Origin of the sequence: Corynebacterium humireducens NBRC 106098 = DSM 45392, from assembly GCF_000819445.1 — a bacterium.
Classification (GTDB): Bacteria; Actinomycetota; Actinomycetes; order Mycobacteriales; family Mycobacteriaceae; genus Corynebacterium; species Corynebacterium humireducens.
In genome coordinates this window covers 2,113,169-2,129,769 of record NZ_CP005286.1, presented here as the reverse complement: position 1 = coordinate 2,129,769, position 16,601 = coordinate 2,113,169, and the positions used below count along the sequence as shown (strand labels likewise).

The window sequence follows — 16,601 nt, the reverse complement described above, 5'->3', positions numbered from 1 at the left end:
CCCCTAGAGCAGGACCCAGCCGGCGAGCGCCGCGAACAGCGCGATCGACCACGGCGGGAGCTGCCACTTCGCCAGTCCCAGCCAGCACAGTGCCGCGATCGTCAGGGAGGCGACCCCGGTGACGCCGTGCGTGAACACCGGGTCCCACAGCGCCGCACCGAGCAGGCCCACGACGGCCGCGTTGACGGCGGTGAAGGCCGTGCGCAGGACGGGGGAGTGGCGCCAGCGGCCCCAGAAGTGCAGGCCCGCGGTCATGAGCAGGGCGGAGGGCAGGAAGATCGCCACCGTCGCCAGGAGTGCCCCGGCCCAGCCGCCGTCGACGGCGCCGAGGAAGGACGCGAAGGTGAACAGCGGGCCCGGCACCGCCTGGGCAGCGGAGTAGCCGGCGAGGAACTCCGACTGGCCCAGCCAGCCCTCGGCGACGGTGAGCTGCTCGAGCAGCGGCAGCACGACGTGGCCGCCGCCGAACACCAGGGAACCGGCCTGGTAGTAGGCCGCCAGGCGGGTGACCAGCCACCCGCCGAACGCGCCCGCCCCCAGCATGAGGCCGGCCAGCAGCACGAAGAACAGGCTGAGCGCGATGACCGCCGCCCGGGAGCTGACGGGGCGGACCTCGTCGAGTCCCGACTCCTCCTCCGGGTCGACGTCCGTGCCGCGCAGCAGCACCAGGCCCAGCAGGCCCGCTGCGAGGATGACGGCGACGTGGGTGAACGGACTGGGCACCGCCAGGACGATGAGGCCCGCGAGGACGGCGATGGTGGCGGTGATCCGGGTGTTCGCCATGTTTTTCGCCATGCCCGCCACCGCGTGGAAGACCACGGCGACCGCCGCGGCGAGCAGGCCGCGGATCCAGCCCTGGTCGGCGTCGACACCTGTGGTGGACAGGAGCACGCCGAACAGGGCGAGGATGAGCGCCGACGGGGCGGTGAACATCACCCAGGCGGCGAGCATGCCGGGCCAGCCGGCCCGGTGGTAACCCAGGGCCATGCCGACCTGCGAGGATGCCGGGCCGGGCAGGAACTGCGCGACCGCCACGATGTCGGCGTAGGACCTCTCGCTCAGCCACCTGCGCCGCGCGACGAACTCCTCGCGGAAGTAGCCGAGGTGGGCGGTCGGCCCGCCGAAGGCGGTGACGCCCAGCAGCCCGAAGCTGCGGATGACCTCTCCTGTGGTGCCGTTGTTCTTGTCTGCGGATTCCTTCACGCTCGTCATGGTAGGGCGGGGCGTCGAGAAGTGCGCGTCGAGCGACAGTAACCGGGATTACATCATTAACCAGCCGGTTCCGACGAGCGTCCGGAAGGCGCCTAGTAGAGTCAGTGGTCATGCGTATCGGAATCCCGAAGGAAATCATGAACATGGAGGGCCGCGTGGCCCTCAGCCCGCTCGGGGCAGGCACCCTCGTAGCCGACGGCCATGAGGTGATTGTTCAGGCCGGGGCGGGCGAGAACTCCTCGTTCACCGATGCCGAGTACGAGGCGACGGGCGCGCGCGTCGTCGCCTCCGCGGAGGAGGCCTGGGGCGCCGAGATGGTGCTCAAGGTCAAGGAGCCGCTGCCGGAGGAGTACGGCTTCCTCCGCCCGGACCTCATCCTGTTCACCTACCTGCACCTGGCGTCCTCGCGTGAGTGCACGAAGGCGCTGCTCGACGCCGGCACCCTGTCCCTGGCGTACGAGACGGTCCTCGACGCCCGCGGCGGCCTCCCGCTGCTCACCCCGATGTCCCAGGTCGCGGGCCGCCTCGCCGTGCAGGAGGGCGCGCACCACCTCATGAGCTCCAAGGGGGGCCGCGGCGTGCTGCTCGGTGGCGTGCCCGGCACCGCCCCGGCGAAGGTCGTCGTCCTCGGCGGCGGTCAGGTCGGCGCCTCGGCCGTCGCGATCGCGCAGGGTCTGCGCGCCAGCGTCACGGTCCTCGACCTCGACCCGCAGGTGCTCGCGCGTTTCGACGACCTCTACCAGGGCAACGTCCGCACCCTGCTGTCCGACCCGATGACCATCGAGACCGAGCTTCTCGACGCCGACCTCGTCATCGGCGCCGTCCTCGTCGCCGGCGCGAAGGCCCCGACGCTGGTCAGCGACGACCTGGTCGCCCGCATGAAGCAGGGCGCCGTGCTCGTCGACGTCGCCATCGACCAGGGCGGCTGCTTCGAGCCCTCCCGCAAGACCTCCCACGAGGACCCGACCTACGAGGTCCACGGCACCCGCTTCTACTGCGTGCCCAACATGCCCGGCGCGGTGGCCAACACCTCGACCCGGGCGCTCACCTCGGCGACCCTGCCCTACGTCCGCGCGATCGCGGCGGGCGGCGTGGACCGGGCGGTGGACAACCACCCGGGTCTGGAGCCGGGCATCATGACCTGCGACGGCCGCCTGATCAGTGAGCCAGTGAAGGAGGCGTTCCCGGATCTTCTCGGTTGATGAGCATCGCCGCCACCCGCTCCATGTGATCCCAGATCTGGTGGCGGTACCCGGCGGGGATGGTCTCCTCGTCGATGCTGTCGAGTGACACCTTCATCAGCTCCAGCCAGCGGATCGCAGCCGCGCGGTCCACGGGGAACTCGTGGTGGCGGCGGCGCAGCATCGGGGCGCCGCGCTTCTCGTTGAAGGTGGCCGGTCCGCCCCAGTACTGGGCGAGGAACCACTTGAGGCGGTTCTCGGCGCCCTCCCAGTCGTCCTCGGGGTACATGGGCCCCAGGATGTCGTCCGTCTTCACCTGCGCATAGAACCCGGCGGCGATCCGGGAGAAGGTGGCGTCACCGCCGACCGCGTCATAAAGGGAACTCATGTGGCCAGTCTAGGCTGGCGGGCATGTCCCACGCCCTCTCGCTTCTCGACGCCACCGTCCGCCGCAGCTCCACCCACCTCATCCGCGACGTCACGTGGCAGGCGCCGGTCGGTTCCCACTGGGCGGTCCTCGGCCCCAACGGGGCCGGCAAGTCGACCGCGCTGCGCCTCGCCGGCGGCTGGTGGTACCCGACGACCGGGACCGTCGACATCCTCGGGGAACGCCTCGGCCGGGTGGAGCTGCAGCGTCTGCGGCGGCGCATCGGCTGGGTCGACCCCCGCCAGCGCCTCGGCGACCACCCCGTCGCCGAACTCGTGCTCTCCGGCGTCACCGCCTCCAACGGGCTGCTCCCGCGCTGGACGCCGGAGTCTGCGGAACTCGCCCGCCTGGAGGAGCTCCTCGAGCTCACCGGCATGGCCGCCAAACGCGACCGCCGGTGGTCCGCCCTCTCGCAGGGCGAACGTGCCCGCACGCTCATCGCCCGGGCCCTCATCAACGAACCGGAGCTGCTGCTTCTCGACGAACCCACCACCGGCCTCGACCTCCCCGGACGGGAGAGACTGCTCGGTGTGATCGACCGGCTCCGCGCGGCGCAGCCCGGCCTGACGACGGTGCTGGTGACGCATCACGTGGAGGAGATCGCGGCGTCGACAAGCGATGTCCTGCTGCTCAAGGAGGGCCGCGTCCTGGCCTCCGGACCCGTCGACGAGACGCTGACCTCGGGGAACCTGTCGGCACTCTACGACCTGCCGGTGTCGTTGGAGAAGGTCCACGGACGCTGGTTCGCGCTCTGCATATAATTCCCGGATGCTGCCGGGAAAGTGAACCGCTTGGTCTATAGTGGCCGACATGACCCACGGACTTTCTGGTTTCTCGTCTCGTTCCATCCATGCCGGATACGAGCCTGACAGCCTCTACGGCCCGATCAACACGCCGATCTACGCGTCGACCACCTTCGCGCAGGACGGCCTCAACGAGCTGCGCGGTGGCTTCGAGTACACCCGCTGCGGCAACCCCACGATCGACGCCCTCGAAAAGACCGTCGCAGCCCTGGAAGGCGCACAGTACGGCCGCGCGTTCTCCTCCGGCATGGCCGCCACCGACGTCATCCTGCGTATCCTCCTGCGCCCCGGTGACCACCTCATCCTCGGCCACGACGCCTACGGCGGCACCTGGCGCCTCATCGACCAGGCCTTCGGCCAGTGGGGCGTCGAGTACACCGTCGTCGACACCACCGACGTTGCCGCCGTCGAGGCCGCCCTCCGCCCGAACACCAAGCTCATCTGGCTGGAGACCCCGACCAACCCGGCCCTGTCCATCACCGACATCGCCGCCATCGCCGCGATCAAGCAGCAGGCCGCCCTCGTCGTGGACAACACCTTCGCGTCCCCGTACCTGCAGCAGCCGCTCGCCCTCGGCGCGGACCACGTCCTGCACTCCGCCACCAAGTACCTCGGCGGTCACTCCGACGTCGTCGGCGGCCTCGTGGTGACCAACTGCGCCGAGTTCGACGAGCAGCTCCTCTGGTTCCAGGGCGGCGTCGGCCCCATCCCGTCCCCCTTCGACGCCTACCTCACCGCCCGCGGCATCAAGACCCTGGCCGTGCGCATGGAGCGCCACTGCGACAACGCCGAGGCCATCGCCGCGCACCTCGAGGCCTCCGACCAGGTCGCGACCGTGCTCTACCCCGGCCTCGAGTCCCACCCGGGCCACGAGGTGGCCAAGCGCCAGATGAAGCGCTTCGGCGGCATGATCTCCGTGCGCTTCCGCTCCGAGGAGGCCGCCCGCGTCTTCTGCCTGAACACCCGACTGATCTGTCTGGCCGAGTCTCTCGGCGGCGTCGAGTCGCTCGTCGAGCACCCGGCCACCATGACCCACCAGTCCGCCACCGGCTCCCAGCTGGAGGTCCCGCGTGACCTGGTGCGCATCTCCATCGGCATCGAGGACGTCGAGGACCTCATCGCGGACATCGACGTCGCCCTCCAGGCCGTCGCGGCCGCGGAGGCGGCCGCTGAGGCCTCCGTCGACGCCTGAGTGATGACCGCCCCGCACACGGTCGAGAGGACATGTGCGGGACGGCTCCTCCCGGGCGGCGCAGTGTCGAGACGGGTACTCCTCCCGAACATGTGAGCCCGCCCCTGGCTCCGGCCCCCTCAGGGCAGCCGGATCGCCGCCACACCGACCACCATGAGCGCCAGGCCCACCGCCTGGACCAGGGTGGTCGGTTTCCTCTTCGCCCCCAGCAGCCCGAAGTGGTCGATGAGGAGGCTGCCGACCATCATGCCGAGCAGGATCGTCATGACGGTCAGACCCGTGCCGATGACGGGGGAGAGGTAGGCGTTGCCGAAGACGAAGGCCGCGCCGAGGAAGCCGCCGATCCACATCCACCACGGGTTGCGGCGGTGCCCCTCCGGGAGCGTCAGGCGCCAGGGGGCGCGGGTGGCCAGCACGATGAGCAGCAGCGTGGCCACCCCGAAGGTGAAGGACACCAGGGCTGCGCCGACCGCGGAGCCGAGGGCCACGCCGAGCTGGCCGTTGATGGCGGTCTGCGCGGCGGAGAACATGCCGAACACCACGCCGGCGACGCGCCACGCCCACAGGCTGAACCCCGAGCTGGTGCCGGTGCTGAGGTGACGCCCGGGCCGCAGCAGCGCGTCGACCGCGCCGATCGCCCCGAGCACGCCGAGCACCAGCAGGAGCGCCCCGAGCAGGCGGGTGGCGTCGAGGCGGTGGACGGGGGCGTGGAACAGCCCGAGGTGGTCGATGAGCAGGCCCATGATGACCTGGCCGGCGATGGGCAGCACCACCGTCTGCACCGACCCCAGGCGTGGGAAGAGGAAGATGTTGCCGGTCAGGACCACGACGCCGAGGACGCCACCGGCCCAGATCCACGCCGGCAGGGAGGCGGCAAGGGAGGGCTGGGGCAGGTGGCCGTCGATGAGCAGGGCGGCCAGCAGCAGGGTGGCGAAGCCCACCGAGAACGACACCAGCGACGCCAGGAACGGGGAGCCGACCGACAGGCGGAGGCGGGAGTTGGCGGACGTCTGGACGGGCATGACCAGTCCGACCAGCACTCCGAAGACCACTGCGAGCATGAGTACCTCCTCCGGACAGCGTAACCGCGGCTAGAGTCCATGGTATGACCGAAGCAATTGCCGTCGTTACCGGAGCCACGGGTGGCATGGGCCGTGAGATTGTCGCGGACCTCGCCCGTACCCATCATGTCTACGCGCTCGGGCGGGATGACACCGCCCTGGCGGAGCTCGGGGCGCTGGCCAACGTCACCCCGGTCAACTCCGACCTGGTGGTGGATCTCCTCGACTCGACCGAGGCGCCCTCCGCTGTGCAGCGGCTCGCGGAGCTCACCCGCGTGGACGTGGTGGTGCACGCGGCGGCGATCGCGGAGAAGTTCAGCGTCGAGTCCGCCGGGGTGGGGGACTGGCGGTACGCGATGGACCTCAACGTCCACGTGCCGGCCGAGCTGACCCGTCGTCTGCTGCCGGCGGTGCGGGCCGCGCAGGGCACGGTGGTGTTCATCAACTCGGGGGCGGGCCGCGGGTCCTACGGGGACAACATCGTCTACGCCGCCACGAAGCACGCACTCTACGCGCTGGCCGACGGCCTGCGGAAGGCGGAGTCGAACGCCGGGGTGCGGGTGACCACGGTCGCGCCGGGCCCGACCGACACCCCGATGCTGCAGGGTCTCTACGCGCAGGATGACCGGGAGTACCGGCCGGAGCACTTCATCGAGCCGGCCGAGATCGCCCGCGCGATCCGCATGGTGGTGGACGCGGGGCCCAGCACGCAGGTCACGGACGTGGTCGTGCGTCCGCGCATCGAGGTGGGGGACAGGCGTTAGGCGGGCACCCGGGCGCCGAGTGCGACGCGCAGGGCGGTCCGGGAGGCCTTGTCCGTCTCCTGCAGCAGCAGGGGGTCGGTGCCGGGCATCGGGGAGATGAACGTGTCGGGCATCTGCCCCCACGTGGGGATGCCCAGCAGCATGACCCTTGGGTCCGGTTCCCCGTCCGCGCCGATGAGCAGGCGGGAGGCGGGGTGCACCTCGGGGGAGGGGCCGGGCGCGGGGGTGCCGTCGGCGGCGGTGAGGGCGTAGGGGCGGGCGCGGGCGGCGTCGAGAAGCGAGAGGAGCAGGGGGTCGGCGGGGCGGCGGACGTCGGGGTTGTACATCCAGGCGTCGATGAGCACGTCGGAGTGCACCTCCTCGTGCACGCTCGCGGACGTCGCGGTGAAGCCCGCCGCGTCGACCCGGATCTGCGGGTCGGCGCCGAGGAAGGAGACGAGGCCGGCGTCGACGAGCGCCAGCAGCTGGCGGCTGCGGAACAGCGGCGGCCCCGAGCCGACCATCTGCCCGAGGCCGACCATGGTCGCGTAGAGGCCGTCGCGTGATTCGCGGGTGTAGCGGTCCTCCGCGCCGAGGACGGAGACGAGTTTGCGGGAGGCGTTGATCGACCACAGCGCGGCCTTGACGGGGCTGTCGGCGCCGTCGAGCGCATCGCGGATGTCGGCTGCCATCCGCTCCCCGAGGTGTGCGGTGAGTTCGGCGCGCGTGCCCCGGAACCCGGCGAGGGGTTCGGTGTAGGTGCGCAGGGTGAAGGGTTCGGAGGTGTGCTGCTCCATGAGTGTGTCGACGCCCCCCAGGTCCCCCGTGATCCCGCCCGCCAGGAGGAGCTCCTCCAGGGCGGCGGCGAAGTCGTCGGCGTCCAGGTGGACGGACCCCGGGCGCACCCGCGCGAGGGTGCGGTAGTAGGCCTCGTAGGTGTCGGCGACGACGGCGGGCCACACCTGGGTGTCGAAGCAGATCCGGGCGGCGCCGCGGAGTTCGGCCATCGCCTTCTTCAGGTGGCAGCGCGGGGTGCGGGGCCCGAGGGAGCCGAAGACGGGTTTCGGCAGGTAGGGGTAGCCGCGGAAGGAGGTGGCCACGAGGTGTGGTTCGCGGCCGGAGGGTTCATAGCGCAGGCCGGAGCGGGTGGTGGGGTCCTCGACGAAGCGTCCGCCGCGGTCGAGGGTGAGCAGGGCCATGGTGTCGAAGAAGCCCATGCCCAGGCCGCGGACGAGGACCGTGCCGGACTCGGGCACGCGGTGCACGCCCTGGTCGACGGGGTTGCCGGGGCGCAGCCAGGTGTGGCCGGAGTCCGCGATCTCCTGTTCCGCGGCGGTGAGTCCCGGGGTCTGCCAGCCCAGGGCCAGGACGGTGGCGTCGGCGAGGACCGTGGAGCCGTCGGAGAGGGTGAGTTCATCGGAGTCGGCGCCGGTGTCGCGGAGGTCGGTGACGCGGGCGTCGTGACGCACGACGGTGACCGACTCCGGGAGGCGGGCCAGCGCGACGTCGAAGACCCAGCGCAGGTAGGCGCCGTAGAGGGCGCGGGTGGGGTGGGAGTCGGGGCGGGTGACGGCGGCCTCCGCGGCGAAGGCGGCCGCGACCTCCGCCTGCGGGGGATGCTCGGCGAGGAGCCGGGCGCGGGGTCCCTCGATCTCCTCGCCGCGCAGGTGGCGGATCCACTCGTGGAGGGTGGGGCCCTCGACGACGGGTGCCTCCACGGAGGAGCCCGGTTCGGTGAACAGGGTGGCGGCCCCGGAGAGGGTGTTCATGCACATCGTGCGGGACTGCTCCGTGTCCCAGACGCGGCCGGCGCCGTGCTGGGCGTCGTCGATGAGGTGGAGGGTGAGACGGGTGCCGGCCGGCAGCTGGGCGGCGAGGCGCTCGATGACGGAGATCCCGCGGGGACCCAGTCCGACGACGGCGATGGTGGGGGAGGGGGACACGGTGTGCTCCTGGGACGGGGAATTTCAGTGAATGACGGATAACTAAAAGCAGTGTACGTGATGTGGGACACACTGTGAACCGTTTGTGGAAACCGCCCCCACCTCGAGCGTGCCCGCGCGGGACTGCCCCCGTTTGGGCGGCGGCGGATTTTCATGCAGCACGTGTTACTAGCAGTGGAAACAGTCCCCGCGGCAAAAGTACATGCCCGGATAGGGAGGGGGAATCAGTGCCGTCAACACTGCTTATGCGGCTTTTTGTATGGGTGTGGCTATTCTGGAGTGGTGAGTTCCCCGTCCCGCCGGCCTCCGGCGTACCTTGCCATCGCCGACGACCTGCGCGGTCGCATCGAGCGTCGTGAGTTGAGCGGTGGAGACAGGCTGCCCACCGAGCGGCAACTCGTGGAGGAGTTCGGCGTCGCCCGCATGACCGTCCGCCACGTCCTGGACATCCTCCAGATGGAGGGCCTCATCGAACGCCGCCGCGGACGCACCGGCGGCACCTTCATCCGCTCGATCCCCCCGGTGATCGAACTGACCCGCATGGAGGGTCTCATCCCGCAGCTGCGGGACCACGGCCTGGAGGTGCCCCCCGAGGTCCTCGAGGCCGGGCTCGTCCCCGCGGAACCGGTCGTCGCGGAGTCGCTCGACGTCCCGCTCGGGGAGAAGGTCGTGCAGATCGTCCGCCTCTGGACGGCGGGCGACACCCCCTTCGTCGTGGAGAACGCCTACTTCCCGGCCGCCCTGGTTCCCGGCATGCTCGACCAGGACCTGTCCCGCTCCCTCCACGAGCTTCTCGACGCCACCTGGGACCTGCGTCCCGTGGTCAAGACGGAGACCCTCGTCCCCGGCGTGGCGTCGAGCTGGGAGCAGCACGTCCTCGGCGTGACCCGCAGCCTGCCGTTGCTGCGGATCTGCCGCACCGCGACCACCCGCGACGGGGTGCCCGTCGAGTACTCCGAGGACGTCCTGCGTGCCGACGTCGCCCACATCCGGGTGGTCACCCGGCCGCACGACCAGGACGACTAGGAGGCGTCGAACTCCCGGTTGCGCAGCGCCCGGGCCACACGATCCCGCTGCTCGGAGACGACGCGGCGCAGACCGGCCGGCAGCTCCCTCTCCAGGAAACGGTCCGCCCGGGCCAGGCCCTCGGCGGAGATGTCCCACACCGGGTACAGGCCGGTGAGGGTGCTCAGACCGATCTCGGAGGAGGGGTGCGCCCACAGGGTCTCGGCGACCTCGAAGTAGGCGTCGTTGAACTGCGCGAGATGCTCGGCGGAACCCGGGTAGACGAGGCCCTCCATGCGCATGCGGGCGTCGACGTTGGACAGCTCGCCCGTCACGACCGCGTCCCACACCTTCTTCTTCGCGGCCGGGTCGTTGATCGCGGCCTCCGCCCGCTGCGCCGCCTGGTGGCCGGTGGCGGAACGGTCGCGGGAACGTTCGCGGGCGATGGTCTCCACCTCGACGCGGTCGTAGGCGATGAGTGCGGCCAGCGCCAGCCAGCGCAGCTCCGCGTCGCGGGAGGACTCGAGCACCTGGGCCAGCTTGTCGGCGGCCCGGTCGTTGAGCGGCAGCCTCGTCAGCGCGTGGGAGAACACCAGCGCGACCTCCTGGTCGGGGGAGGTGCGGCCGGTGAGGAAGGTGTCGACGAGCAGGGAGGTGCCCTCCCGCTCCCACGCCGGGTCGACGTAGGTGCGCAGCGCGGTGGTCGCCTGGGAGAGGATGCGCTCCAGCACCGCCAGCTCCGTCTCCGCCGCCGCACCCCGCGCGACGAGGCGGACGAAATCGCGGGCCCGCATGCGGCCGTCGCGGGTGGCCTCCCACGCCGCGGACCAGCACAGGGTGCGGGCCATCGGGTCGTCGATGCGGTCGATGTTCTCCACCACGAACGCCAGCGAGTCCTCGTCGAGCTGCATGAGGCAGTAGGTGAGGTCCTCGTCGTTGACCAGCACGAGGTCCGCGGCCGGGGCACCGACCAGCTCCGGCACGTCCGTGGACTCCCCGGTGACGTCGAGTTCGACGCGGTGGGTGCGGACCACGCGGTCGTCGACAAGCGAGTAGAGCCCGACGCACACGCGGTGGGTGCGCAGCTCACCCGCGCCGGGCTCCGCGCCACCCTGGGCGACGGCGAAGGAGTCGTAGACGCCGTCGGTGACGGTGAAGGCGGGGGAGAGGCGGTTGATGCCGGTGGTCTTGAGCCACTGGTCCGCCCAGCCTGACAGGTCACGGCCGGAGGCGGACTCCAGCGCGCCGAGCAGGTCGTCGAACGTGGCGTTGCCCCACGCGTGGTCGGCGAAGTGGCGGCGCACGCCCGACAGGAAGGCGTCGCGGCCGACGTAGGCCTGCAGCTGCTTGAGCACGCTGGCGCCCTTGGCGTAGGTGATGCCGTCGAAGTTCTGCTCGACGGTCTCGATGTCGGTGGCGTCGGCGAGGATCGGGTGGGTGGAGGGCAGCTGGTCCTGGGAGTAGGCCCAGGCCTTCTCGACGTTCGCGAACGTCACCCACGCCGTGTCGTACTGCGTCGCCTCCGCCTGGGAGATCGCCGCGGACCAGGTGGCGAAGGACTCGTTGAGCCACAGGTCGTCCCACCACCGCATGGTGACCAGGTCGCCGAACCACATGTGCGCCAGCTCGTGGAGGATCGTCTCTGCGCGGCGCTCATACTTGTAGTGCGTGGCCCGGGAGGTGAAGACGTACTCGTCGCGGATGGTCACACAGGCGGCGTTCTCCATCGCCCCGAAGTTGAACTCCGGGCAGAAGACCTGGTCGTACTTGCCGAAGGGGTAGGCCATGCCGAAGTGCGCGTGGTACCAGTCGAAGCCCTGCTTCGTCTCGGCGAACAGGCGGTCCGAGTCGAGGTGCCGCGCCAGGGAACGACGGCAGTACAGGCCCATCGGGACGCTGAGCTCGGTGGGCTGGTCCGCCGGGGTCTCCGGGTGGTGGGTGAGCGTGCCGTGCCAGGTGGAGGTGACCTCGTGGAAACGGCCCGCGCACACGGCGACGAGGTAGGTCGAGAGGGGATAGTCGATACGGGAGCGGTGCGTCGCGTGCGGGCCCTGCACCGTGGTGGTCTGCTCCGCGTTGGAGATGACCTTCCACTCCGCCGGGGTGGTCACGGTCAGGCTGTACGTGGCCTTGAGATCCGGCTGGTCGAAGCAGGCGAAGACGCGCTTGGCGTCGGCCGTCTCGAACTGGGAGTAGAGGTAGACCTCGTTGTCCGCCGGATCGACGAAACGGTGCAGGCCCTCGCCGGTCCGCGAATAGGGGATCGTCGCCGTCACCCGCAGGGAGTGACGCCCCGGGGTGAGATCCGTCAGCGCGATGCCGTACGTGTCGTCGTAGCCGTCCTCGTCGAGGGTGAGCGCCTCCCGGCGGATGTTCTGTCCGTCGAGGTACACGCCGTCGACATGCGTGGCCCGCAGATCGATGAACGTCGACCCGGCCTCCCGCACAGTGAAACTCACAGTGGTGATGCTGCCGAACTCCCGGTCATCGGTCAGGTCCAGGGCGATGTCGTAGTGGTCGACCTCGAGCAGACGAGCGCGGTGCGCCGCCTCCTCGCGGGTGAGGTTGATGGAGGTCACGGGGGTACTCCTCGGTCGGATGAATTTTCTCGCACCGCCCACACTAGTCCGCACGTACCATGTGCTCATGACAACAAATACTGTGCAGTTCTGGTTCGACGTCACCTGCCCCTTCGCCTGGCAGACCTCCCGCTGGATCAAGGAGGTCGAGAAGGTCCGCGACATCACCGTCGAGTGGATTCCCATGTCCCTCAGCGTCCTCAACGACGGCCGCGACCTCGACCCCGGCTACATGTCCGCCATGGAGGCCGCCTGGGGCCCCGCGCGCGTGTTCACCCGCGTCGCCCTCGAGGAGCCGGGTGCCGTCGACGGCCTCTACACCGCCATGGGCACCATCATCCACGCCGGCAAGGAGAGCGGTAAGAAGGGCTTCGGTGCCTACGACGGCGTCATCGAGCAGGCCCTCAAGGACGCCGGCCTGAGCTCCATCTATGCCACCGCCGCCAACTCCGAGCAGGTCGACGAGAAGCTCCGCGAGTTCCACGACGCCGCCATGGAGTCGGTCGGCGACGATGTCGGCACCCCGGTGCTCAAGCTCGGCGACACCGCCTTCTTCGGTCCGGTCATCACCCGCGTGCCGGAGGGGGAGGAGGCGGGCGAGCTTTTCGACGCCGCCGTCCGCCTCGCCCAGTTCCCCTACTTCTTCGAGCTCAAGCGGTCCCGCACCGAGAACCCCCAGGTGTAAGGCATGTTCGAGACCACGCTGACAGCCACCATCATCGCGGCCGTCGCCGCCGCGGTCGCCTACTTCACCTGGAACACCAACAAGGCGGTGGCCTCCCTCGGCGCCGTCGTCTGCCTCGTCGCCGCCGCTGTCGCCGTGCTGGCGGGATTCCTGGGTACCGTGATCCTCGTCCTGCGGATCATCCCCGTGCTGCTGCTCGTCCTGGGCATCTGGATCGCGTGGAAGGTGTTCACCTCGCGGTCCGAGGCCGGGCGGAGGTAGGGCCCGGGTCCACTGCGGCGCAGCTTGGCCACTTCCGGGGTGTTCAAACACCCCAGAAGTGGCCAAACCGCGGCGCCCCAAGCCACCCCGGTAGGATCAGCACCATGCGCGTTTACCTTGGAGCAGACCACGCCGGCTTTGACATGAAGAACATCATCGCCGAGCACCTGAAGAAGCAGGGCCACGACGTCATCGACTGTGGCGCCCACACCTACGATCCCGACGACGACTACCCGGCCTTCTGCATCGAGGCCGCCTCCCGCACGGTCAACGATCCGGGTTCCCTGGGCATCGTGCTCGGTGGTTCCGGCAACGGCGAGCAGATCGCCGCGAACAAGGTCAAGGGTGCCCGGTGCGCTCTGGCCTGGTCCCCGGAGACCGCCCGCCTGGCGCGTGAGCACAACAATGCCCAGCTCATCGGCCTGGGTGGTCGCATGCACTCCGAGGAGGAGGCGCTGGCGATCGTCGATGCGTTCCTGGATCAGGACTGGTCGAAGGCGGAGCGTCACCAGCGTCGCATCGACATCCTCGCCGACTACGAGCGCACGGGCGTCGCCCCGGAGCTCCCGGCCGAATAGTCACCAGCCCGCGAAGTCGCGTTCGAGGCGTCGCGGTCCGTCGACGAGCGTCCATGTGACGTCGACCGTGACGGGAGCTTCCCGACGCCGCCCCCTCACCCTCGCCACCTGTTCTCCTTCCCGGAGGCAGGTGGCGTTGTGCGTGGTGGGGAGGGTGTCGGGGATGACGGGGGCGTCGAGAAGCACGGTGATGCGGGCGCCGTTGCCTGCGGGGCGAACGCGGGGATCGGCGAGGAAGAGTTCGGGCACGGGGTCGATGATGACGTGGACGTCTCCGGCGCGCAGCCACCCGATGATGACGGTCTCGGTGACGCCGGCCTCGGGCCAGCCGGGGACGTGGACCTCGATGTCGGCGGTGTCGAAGATGACGCCGGCGGGCCGGGCCAGGGGGTGGGTGATGCGGTGGGCGAGGGCGATGGTCTCGGAGTTCTTCTCCGCGGGGTCGGCGCTGCGTCCGCCCCAGTCCGGTTCGTCGTGGACGGCGACGGCGCGGGGTTCGTGGACGAGGCGGGCGCCGGCCTCCCAGGCGCGGTGGCCGAACTCCCAGTCCTCACCGCCGTAGCCGACCAGGGAGCCGTCGAAACCGCCGATCTCCCGGAAGAACTCCCGCCCACAGGTGAGTGCGGCGGAGATGACGTAGCGCCAGCTGCCGTCGTCGGCGCGCTGCAGGTGCCCGGTGTGCGTCCAGGCGTCGCGCAGCCACTGCGGTTCCTCCCGCTCCGGGCCGGTGAGGCGGGTGCCGACGACCACTGCGCGGCCGTCGGCCACCACGTGCGGCACGACGGCCGTGAGGTATCCGGGCCCGGGCACGGTGTCGCCGTCGAAGAACGTGAGCACCTCACCGCTCGCCGCCCCGGCACCGAGGTTGCGGGCCGCGGCCGCGCGGAATCCGAGGTCCTCCTGGCGCACGACAATGGCGTCGACGTCCGGCGGGACGGTGGAGCCGTCGTCGGCGACGATGATCTCGATCTCCCCCGGGTAGTCCTGCTTCTCGACGCCCCGCATCACCTCCCGCAGCCCCTCCGGGTTGTTGTAGTGGGGGATGACGACGGACACGCGCGGCCACAGCCGACGCCAGTGCCGCTCCCACTCGGCGGCGAGGTCCGGCCAGTCCCAGCCCTCGTTGGCCGCAGGTGGGGTGGGGGAGAAGTCCCGCAGCGCCGCACCCCAGTCGTCGACCACCTCGACGCCGGGCCAGCGCTGCGCCATCTCCCGGGTGTAGGGCGAATCGCTGACCAGCACCGTCCGGCCCGCCCCGAGCCAGGCCATGAGGGAGCCGGAGGCGGAGTAGTGGCGGTGGGCGCACACGGGGATCTCGATGCGTCCCATCTCGGCGGCGAGCTCGGAATCGGAGAGCCAGCCGGTGATTTCGAAGTCCACGTCGAGCTCCCGGGCCAGCTCCTGCAGCTGGGCGGCCCAGTCCTCGTGACCCGCGCTCACCCCGCCGAGCGCACGGACGCGCAGCCCGGTGCCCGCCACCGCGCGGAGCAGGTCGTCGTGTCCCTTGCCGGGGTAGATGAAGCCGAGGATCCCCACCGTGGAGGACTCCGGATCATAGGCGGAGTCGATGGTGGGAACCGGCAACGGCACCACGGGCAGCGGATCGTCGAAGAATGCCGCCTCGTGGTGGGAGTTCACCACGGCGAGGTCGGCGGCGGAGGCGAGGCGTCGATAAGCGGGGGCCCGGCGGGCGAACCGCGCCGCGCCCTCCGCCTCCTGCGGGATGTCGTGAAGGCTGACGCTCAGCGGATGCCCGGCGCAGCGGGCCAGCACCGCGTCGACGGCCCGCTCCGGGGTGTCGCCGAAGAGGTGGTCGGTGAAGGTGACGTGGACGGGCCCCGGCGGCAGCGGGCCCATCCCCACCAACACGGAACCGGCCGAGTGCGCGGCCAGCGAGCGGGCGTACTCGGTGACGCCGTGGCCGTCGGGGCCGACGATGAGGTGGCAGATCATGCCAGACCCAGGAGGGCGAGGCGCTCGGCGTGGCGCGTCAGGCCGGCTGCCACAATCTGCGGGTGCTCCCGGTAGAAGGCCAGCTGCTCGGCGACGAGTGAGGGCCAGTCGAGGGGGGCGCCGGCGGCGGTCCACTGCTCGCGGCCCACGGCGGCGTCCGGCACCCCGAGGGCGTGTGCCGCGCGGGGCTCCACCGGGGCCTGCAGCCCGCCGAGCATCTCGCGGTCGGCGGGCGGGGTGACGGTGCCGCCGGGGACGATCTCGTCGAGGACCTGTTGCGCCATGTACGCCAGTGTCTCGTTGGAGGGGTGGTTGATGGTGTGCCACACCGGGGCGGTCTCGAGATGATCGGAGACCACCACCGTGCCGTGGTGCTGCTCGCGGGTGCGCAGGTGGCCGATGGACAGGGCGGCGGCCTCGCGGAAGGCCGGGGCCCCGGGGTCGACGTCGACGGGGGCGTCGAGACCGCGGTCGGCGGCGACGACGAGGCGCAGATCGTGGTACGGGACGACCGGCGGGTTGCGGGAGGGGTCGGCCGGGTCGCGGATGATGGCGTGGAAGGGCATGAGCCCGTCCCAGCGCAGCACCGGGTAGCGGATGACCGACGCGCCGGGCGGCAGGAGGGCGGCCAGCTCGGCGGTGCCGAGGGGGAGGTCGCGGTAACCGTCGCGGATGGGTTGGGAGACGAGGACGTCGGCGCGCGCGAGGACCGGGGCGAGCAGCTCGACGTCCTCGGCGGTGAACTCGTGAACCGGGGGAATGCGGAAGGAATCGACGGTGCCGGCGCTGTCGAGGAGGATGCGGAGGGACTCGGCCTGGCAGTTGCCCATGACGACGACGAAGGGGCGGTTGTCGTGACGTTTCGTCGGGTTGACCTGGTAGAAGTTGCCGTAGTGGCGACGGCGGGGGAGGTCGTGTGGGGTGGTCATGACGCCAATTTATCAAGGTTTCTGCATATTCGGGATCTCACTTTTCTTC

The 16,601-nt window shown here is 70.6% G+C and carries 15 protein-coding genes; 8 read left to right on the top strand and 7 right to left on the bottom strand.

The window, feature by feature from the left end:
- Positions 1-3: 3 nt before the first annotated feature.
- A complete protein-coding gene (gene chrA / locus B842_RS10485; RefSeq protein WP_052437890.1) occupies positions 4-1,212 on the bottom strand; it encodes a chromate efflux transporter in 1,209 nt (402 codons plus the stop codon).
- Between the two features lie 110 nt (positions 1,213-1,322).
- On the opposite strand from chrA, the gene ald reads away from it, so the two are divergent.
- On the top strand, positions 1,323-2,414 hold the full coding sequence (gene ald / locus B842_RS10480) for an alanine dehydrogenase (protein ID WP_040087612.1): 1,092 nt from the start codon (positions 1,323-1,325) through the stop codon (positions 2,412-2,414).
- Here ald and B842_RS10475 read toward each other — a convergent pair.
- Complete coding sequence (locus B842_RS10475) at positions 2,371-2,781, bottom strand: globin (RefSeq protein WP_040086573.1); 411 nt, start codon at positions 2,779-2,781, stop codon at positions 2,371-2,373. The two genes, ald and B842_RS10475, sit on opposite strands and share 44 nt — an antisense overlap.
- A gap of 23 nt (positions 2,782-2,804) precedes the next feature.
- Between B842_RS10475 and B842_RS10470 the strand changes: the two genes are divergently transcribed.
- Positions 2,805-3,581, top strand: coding sequence for an ABC transporter ATP-binding protein (locus tag B842_RS10470; protein ID WP_052437889.1), 777 nt, complete (start codon positions 2,805-2,807; stop codon positions 3,579-3,581).
- A gap of 49 nt (positions 3,582-3,630) precedes the next feature.
- Complete coding sequence (locus B842_RS10465; RefSeq protein ID WP_040087611.1) at positions 3,631-4,815, top strand: cystathionine gamma-synthase; 1,185 nt, start codon at positions 3,631-3,633, stop codon at positions 4,813-4,815.
- Between the two features lie 119 nt (positions 4,816-4,934).
- On the opposite strand, the gene B842_RS10460 is transcribed toward B842_RS10465, so the two are convergent.
- Positions 4,935-5,876 carry a DMT family transporter gene (locus B842_RS10460; protein WP_040086571.1) on the bottom strand — a complete coding sequence of 314 codons (942 nt, stop codon included), beginning with the start codon at positions 5,874-5,876 and terminating at the stop codon, positions 4,935-4,937.
- Positions 5,877-5,920: 44 nt separating this feature from the next.
- Between B842_RS10460 and B842_RS10455 the strand changes: the two genes are divergently transcribed.
- Positions 5,921-6,640 (top strand): SDR family oxidoreductase, encoded by a 720-nt coding sequence (locus B842_RS10455; RefSeq protein ID WP_040086570.1) that lies wholly within the window; start codon positions 5,921-5,923, stop codon positions 6,638-6,640.
- Here the strand turns inward: B842_RS10455 and B842_RS10450 are convergent.
- The gene (locus B842_RS10450) at positions 6,637-8,562 is read right to left on the bottom strand and encodes an FAD/NAD(P)-binding protein (protein ID WP_040086569.1); all 1,926 of its coding nucleotides are present in this window, start codon (positions 8,560-8,562) and stop codon (positions 6,637-6,639) included. The two genes, B842_RS10455 and B842_RS10450, sit on opposite strands and share 4 nt — an antisense overlap.
- A gap of 282 nt (positions 8,563-8,844) precedes the next feature.
- On the opposite strand from B842_RS10450, the gene B842_RS10445 reads away from it, so the two are divergent.
- Complete coding sequence (locus tag B842_RS10445) at positions 8,845-9,588, top strand: GntR family transcriptional regulator (protein WP_040086568.1); 744 nt, start codon at positions 8,845-8,847, stop codon at positions 9,586-9,588.
- On the opposite strand, the gene pepN is transcribed toward B842_RS10445, so the two are convergent.
- Positions 9,585-12,146: an aminopeptidase N gene (gene pepN / locus B842_RS10440; RefSeq protein ID WP_040086566.1), complete on the bottom strand. Its 2,562-nt coding sequence runs from the start codon at positions 12,144-12,146 to the stop codon at positions 9,585-9,587. The genes B842_RS10445 and pepN overlap by 4 nt on opposite strands.
- Before the next feature lie 67 nt (positions 12,147-12,213).
- Between pepN and B842_RS10435 the strand changes: the two genes are divergently transcribed.
- The 3 genes from B842_RS10435 (at position 12,214) to B842_RS10425 (ending at position 13,670) form a co-directional block, all read left to right on the top strand.
- Complete coding sequence (locus tag B842_RS10435; RefSeq protein ID WP_040086565.1) at positions 12,214-12,831, top strand: mycothiol-dependent nitroreductase Rv2466c family protein; 618 nt, start codon at positions 12,214-12,216, stop codon at positions 12,829-12,831.
- Positions 12,832-12,834: 3 nt separating this feature from the next.
- The gene (locus B842_RS10430; RefSeq protein ID WP_040086564.1) at positions 12,835-13,092 is read left to right on the top strand and encodes a hypothetical protein; all 258 of its coding nucleotides are present in this window, start codon (positions 12,835-12,837) and stop codon (positions 13,090-13,092) included.
- Between the two features lie 104 nt (positions 13,093-13,196).
- Positions 13,197-13,670 (top strand): ribose-5-phosphate isomerase, encoded by a 474-nt coding sequence (locus B842_RS10425; RefSeq protein WP_040086563.1) that lies wholly within the window; start codon positions 13,197-13,199, stop codon positions 13,668-13,670.
- On the opposite strand, the gene B842_RS14005 is transcribed toward B842_RS10425, so the two are convergent.
- Both B842_RS14005 and B842_RS10415 read right to left on the bottom strand, forming a co-directional pair.
- Complete coding sequence (locus B842_RS14005; protein ID WP_040086561.1) at positions 13,671-15,623, bottom strand: glycosyltransferase; 1,953 nt, start codon at positions 15,621-15,623, stop codon at positions 13,671-13,673.
- The gene (locus tag B842_RS10415) at positions 15,620-16,552 is read right to left on the bottom strand and encodes a WcbI family polysaccharide biosynthesis putative acetyltransferase (RefSeq protein ID WP_156119505.1); all 933 of its coding nucleotides are present in this window, start codon (positions 16,550-16,552) and stop codon (positions 15,620-15,622) included. Before B842_RS10415 ends, B842_RS14005 begins: the two co-directional genes overlap by 4 nt.
- Positions 16,553-16,601: the final 49 nt, after the last annotated feature.

What these genes read in the sequence shown, in the direction of transcription:
- B842_RS10470 (WP_052437889.1), top strand. Translation starts at nt 2,805, where the DNA reads ATGTCCCACGCCCTCTCGCTTCTCGACGCCACCGTCCGCCGCAGCTCC.
- B842_RS10465 (WP_040087611.1), top strand. Translation starts at nt 3,631, where the DNA reads ATGACCCACGGACTTTCTGGTTTCTCGTCTCGTTCCATCCATGCCGGA.
- B842_RS10435 (WP_040086565.1), top strand. Translation starts at nt 12,214, where the DNA reads ATGACAACAAATACTGTGCAGTTCTGGTTCGACGTCACCTGCCCCTTC.
- B842_RS10425 (WP_040086563.1), top strand. Translation starts at nt 13,197, where the DNA reads ATGCGCGTTTACCTTGGAGCAGACCACGCCGGCTTTGACATGAAGAAC.
- B842_RS10460 (WP_040086571.1), bottom strand. Translation starts at nt 5,876, where the DNA reads ATGCTCGCAGTGGTCTTCGGAGTGCTGGTCGGACTGGTCATGCCCGTC.
- B842_RS10430 (WP_040086564.1), top strand. Translation starts at nt 12,835, where the DNA reads ATGTTCGAGACCACGCTGACAGCCACCATCATCGCGGCCGTCGCCGCC.
- B842_RS10475 (WP_040086573.1), bottom strand. Translation starts at nt 2,781, where the DNA reads ATGAGTTCCCTTTATGACGCGGTCGGCGGTGACGCCACCTTCTCCCGG.
- B842_RS14005 (WP_040086561.1), bottom strand. Translation starts at nt 15,623, where the DNA reads ATGATCTGCCACCTCATCGTCGGCCCCGACGGCCACGGCGTCACCGAG.
- ald (WP_040087612.1), top strand. Translation starts at nt 1,323, where the DNA reads ATGCGTATCGGAATCCCGAAGGAAATCATGAACATGGAGGGCCGCGTG.
- B842_RS10455 (WP_040086570.1), top strand. Translation starts at nt 5,921, where the DNA reads ATGACCGAAGCAATTGCCGTCGTTACCGGAGCCACGGGTGGCATGGGC.
- B842_RS10415 (WP_156119505.1), bottom strand. Translation starts at nt 16,552, where the DNA reads ATGACCACCCCACACGACCTCCCCCGCCGTCGCCACTACGGCAACTTC.
- chrA (WP_052437890.1), bottom strand. Translation starts at nt 1,212, where the DNA reads ATGACGAGCGTGAAGGAATCCGCAGACAAGAACAACGGCACCACAGGA.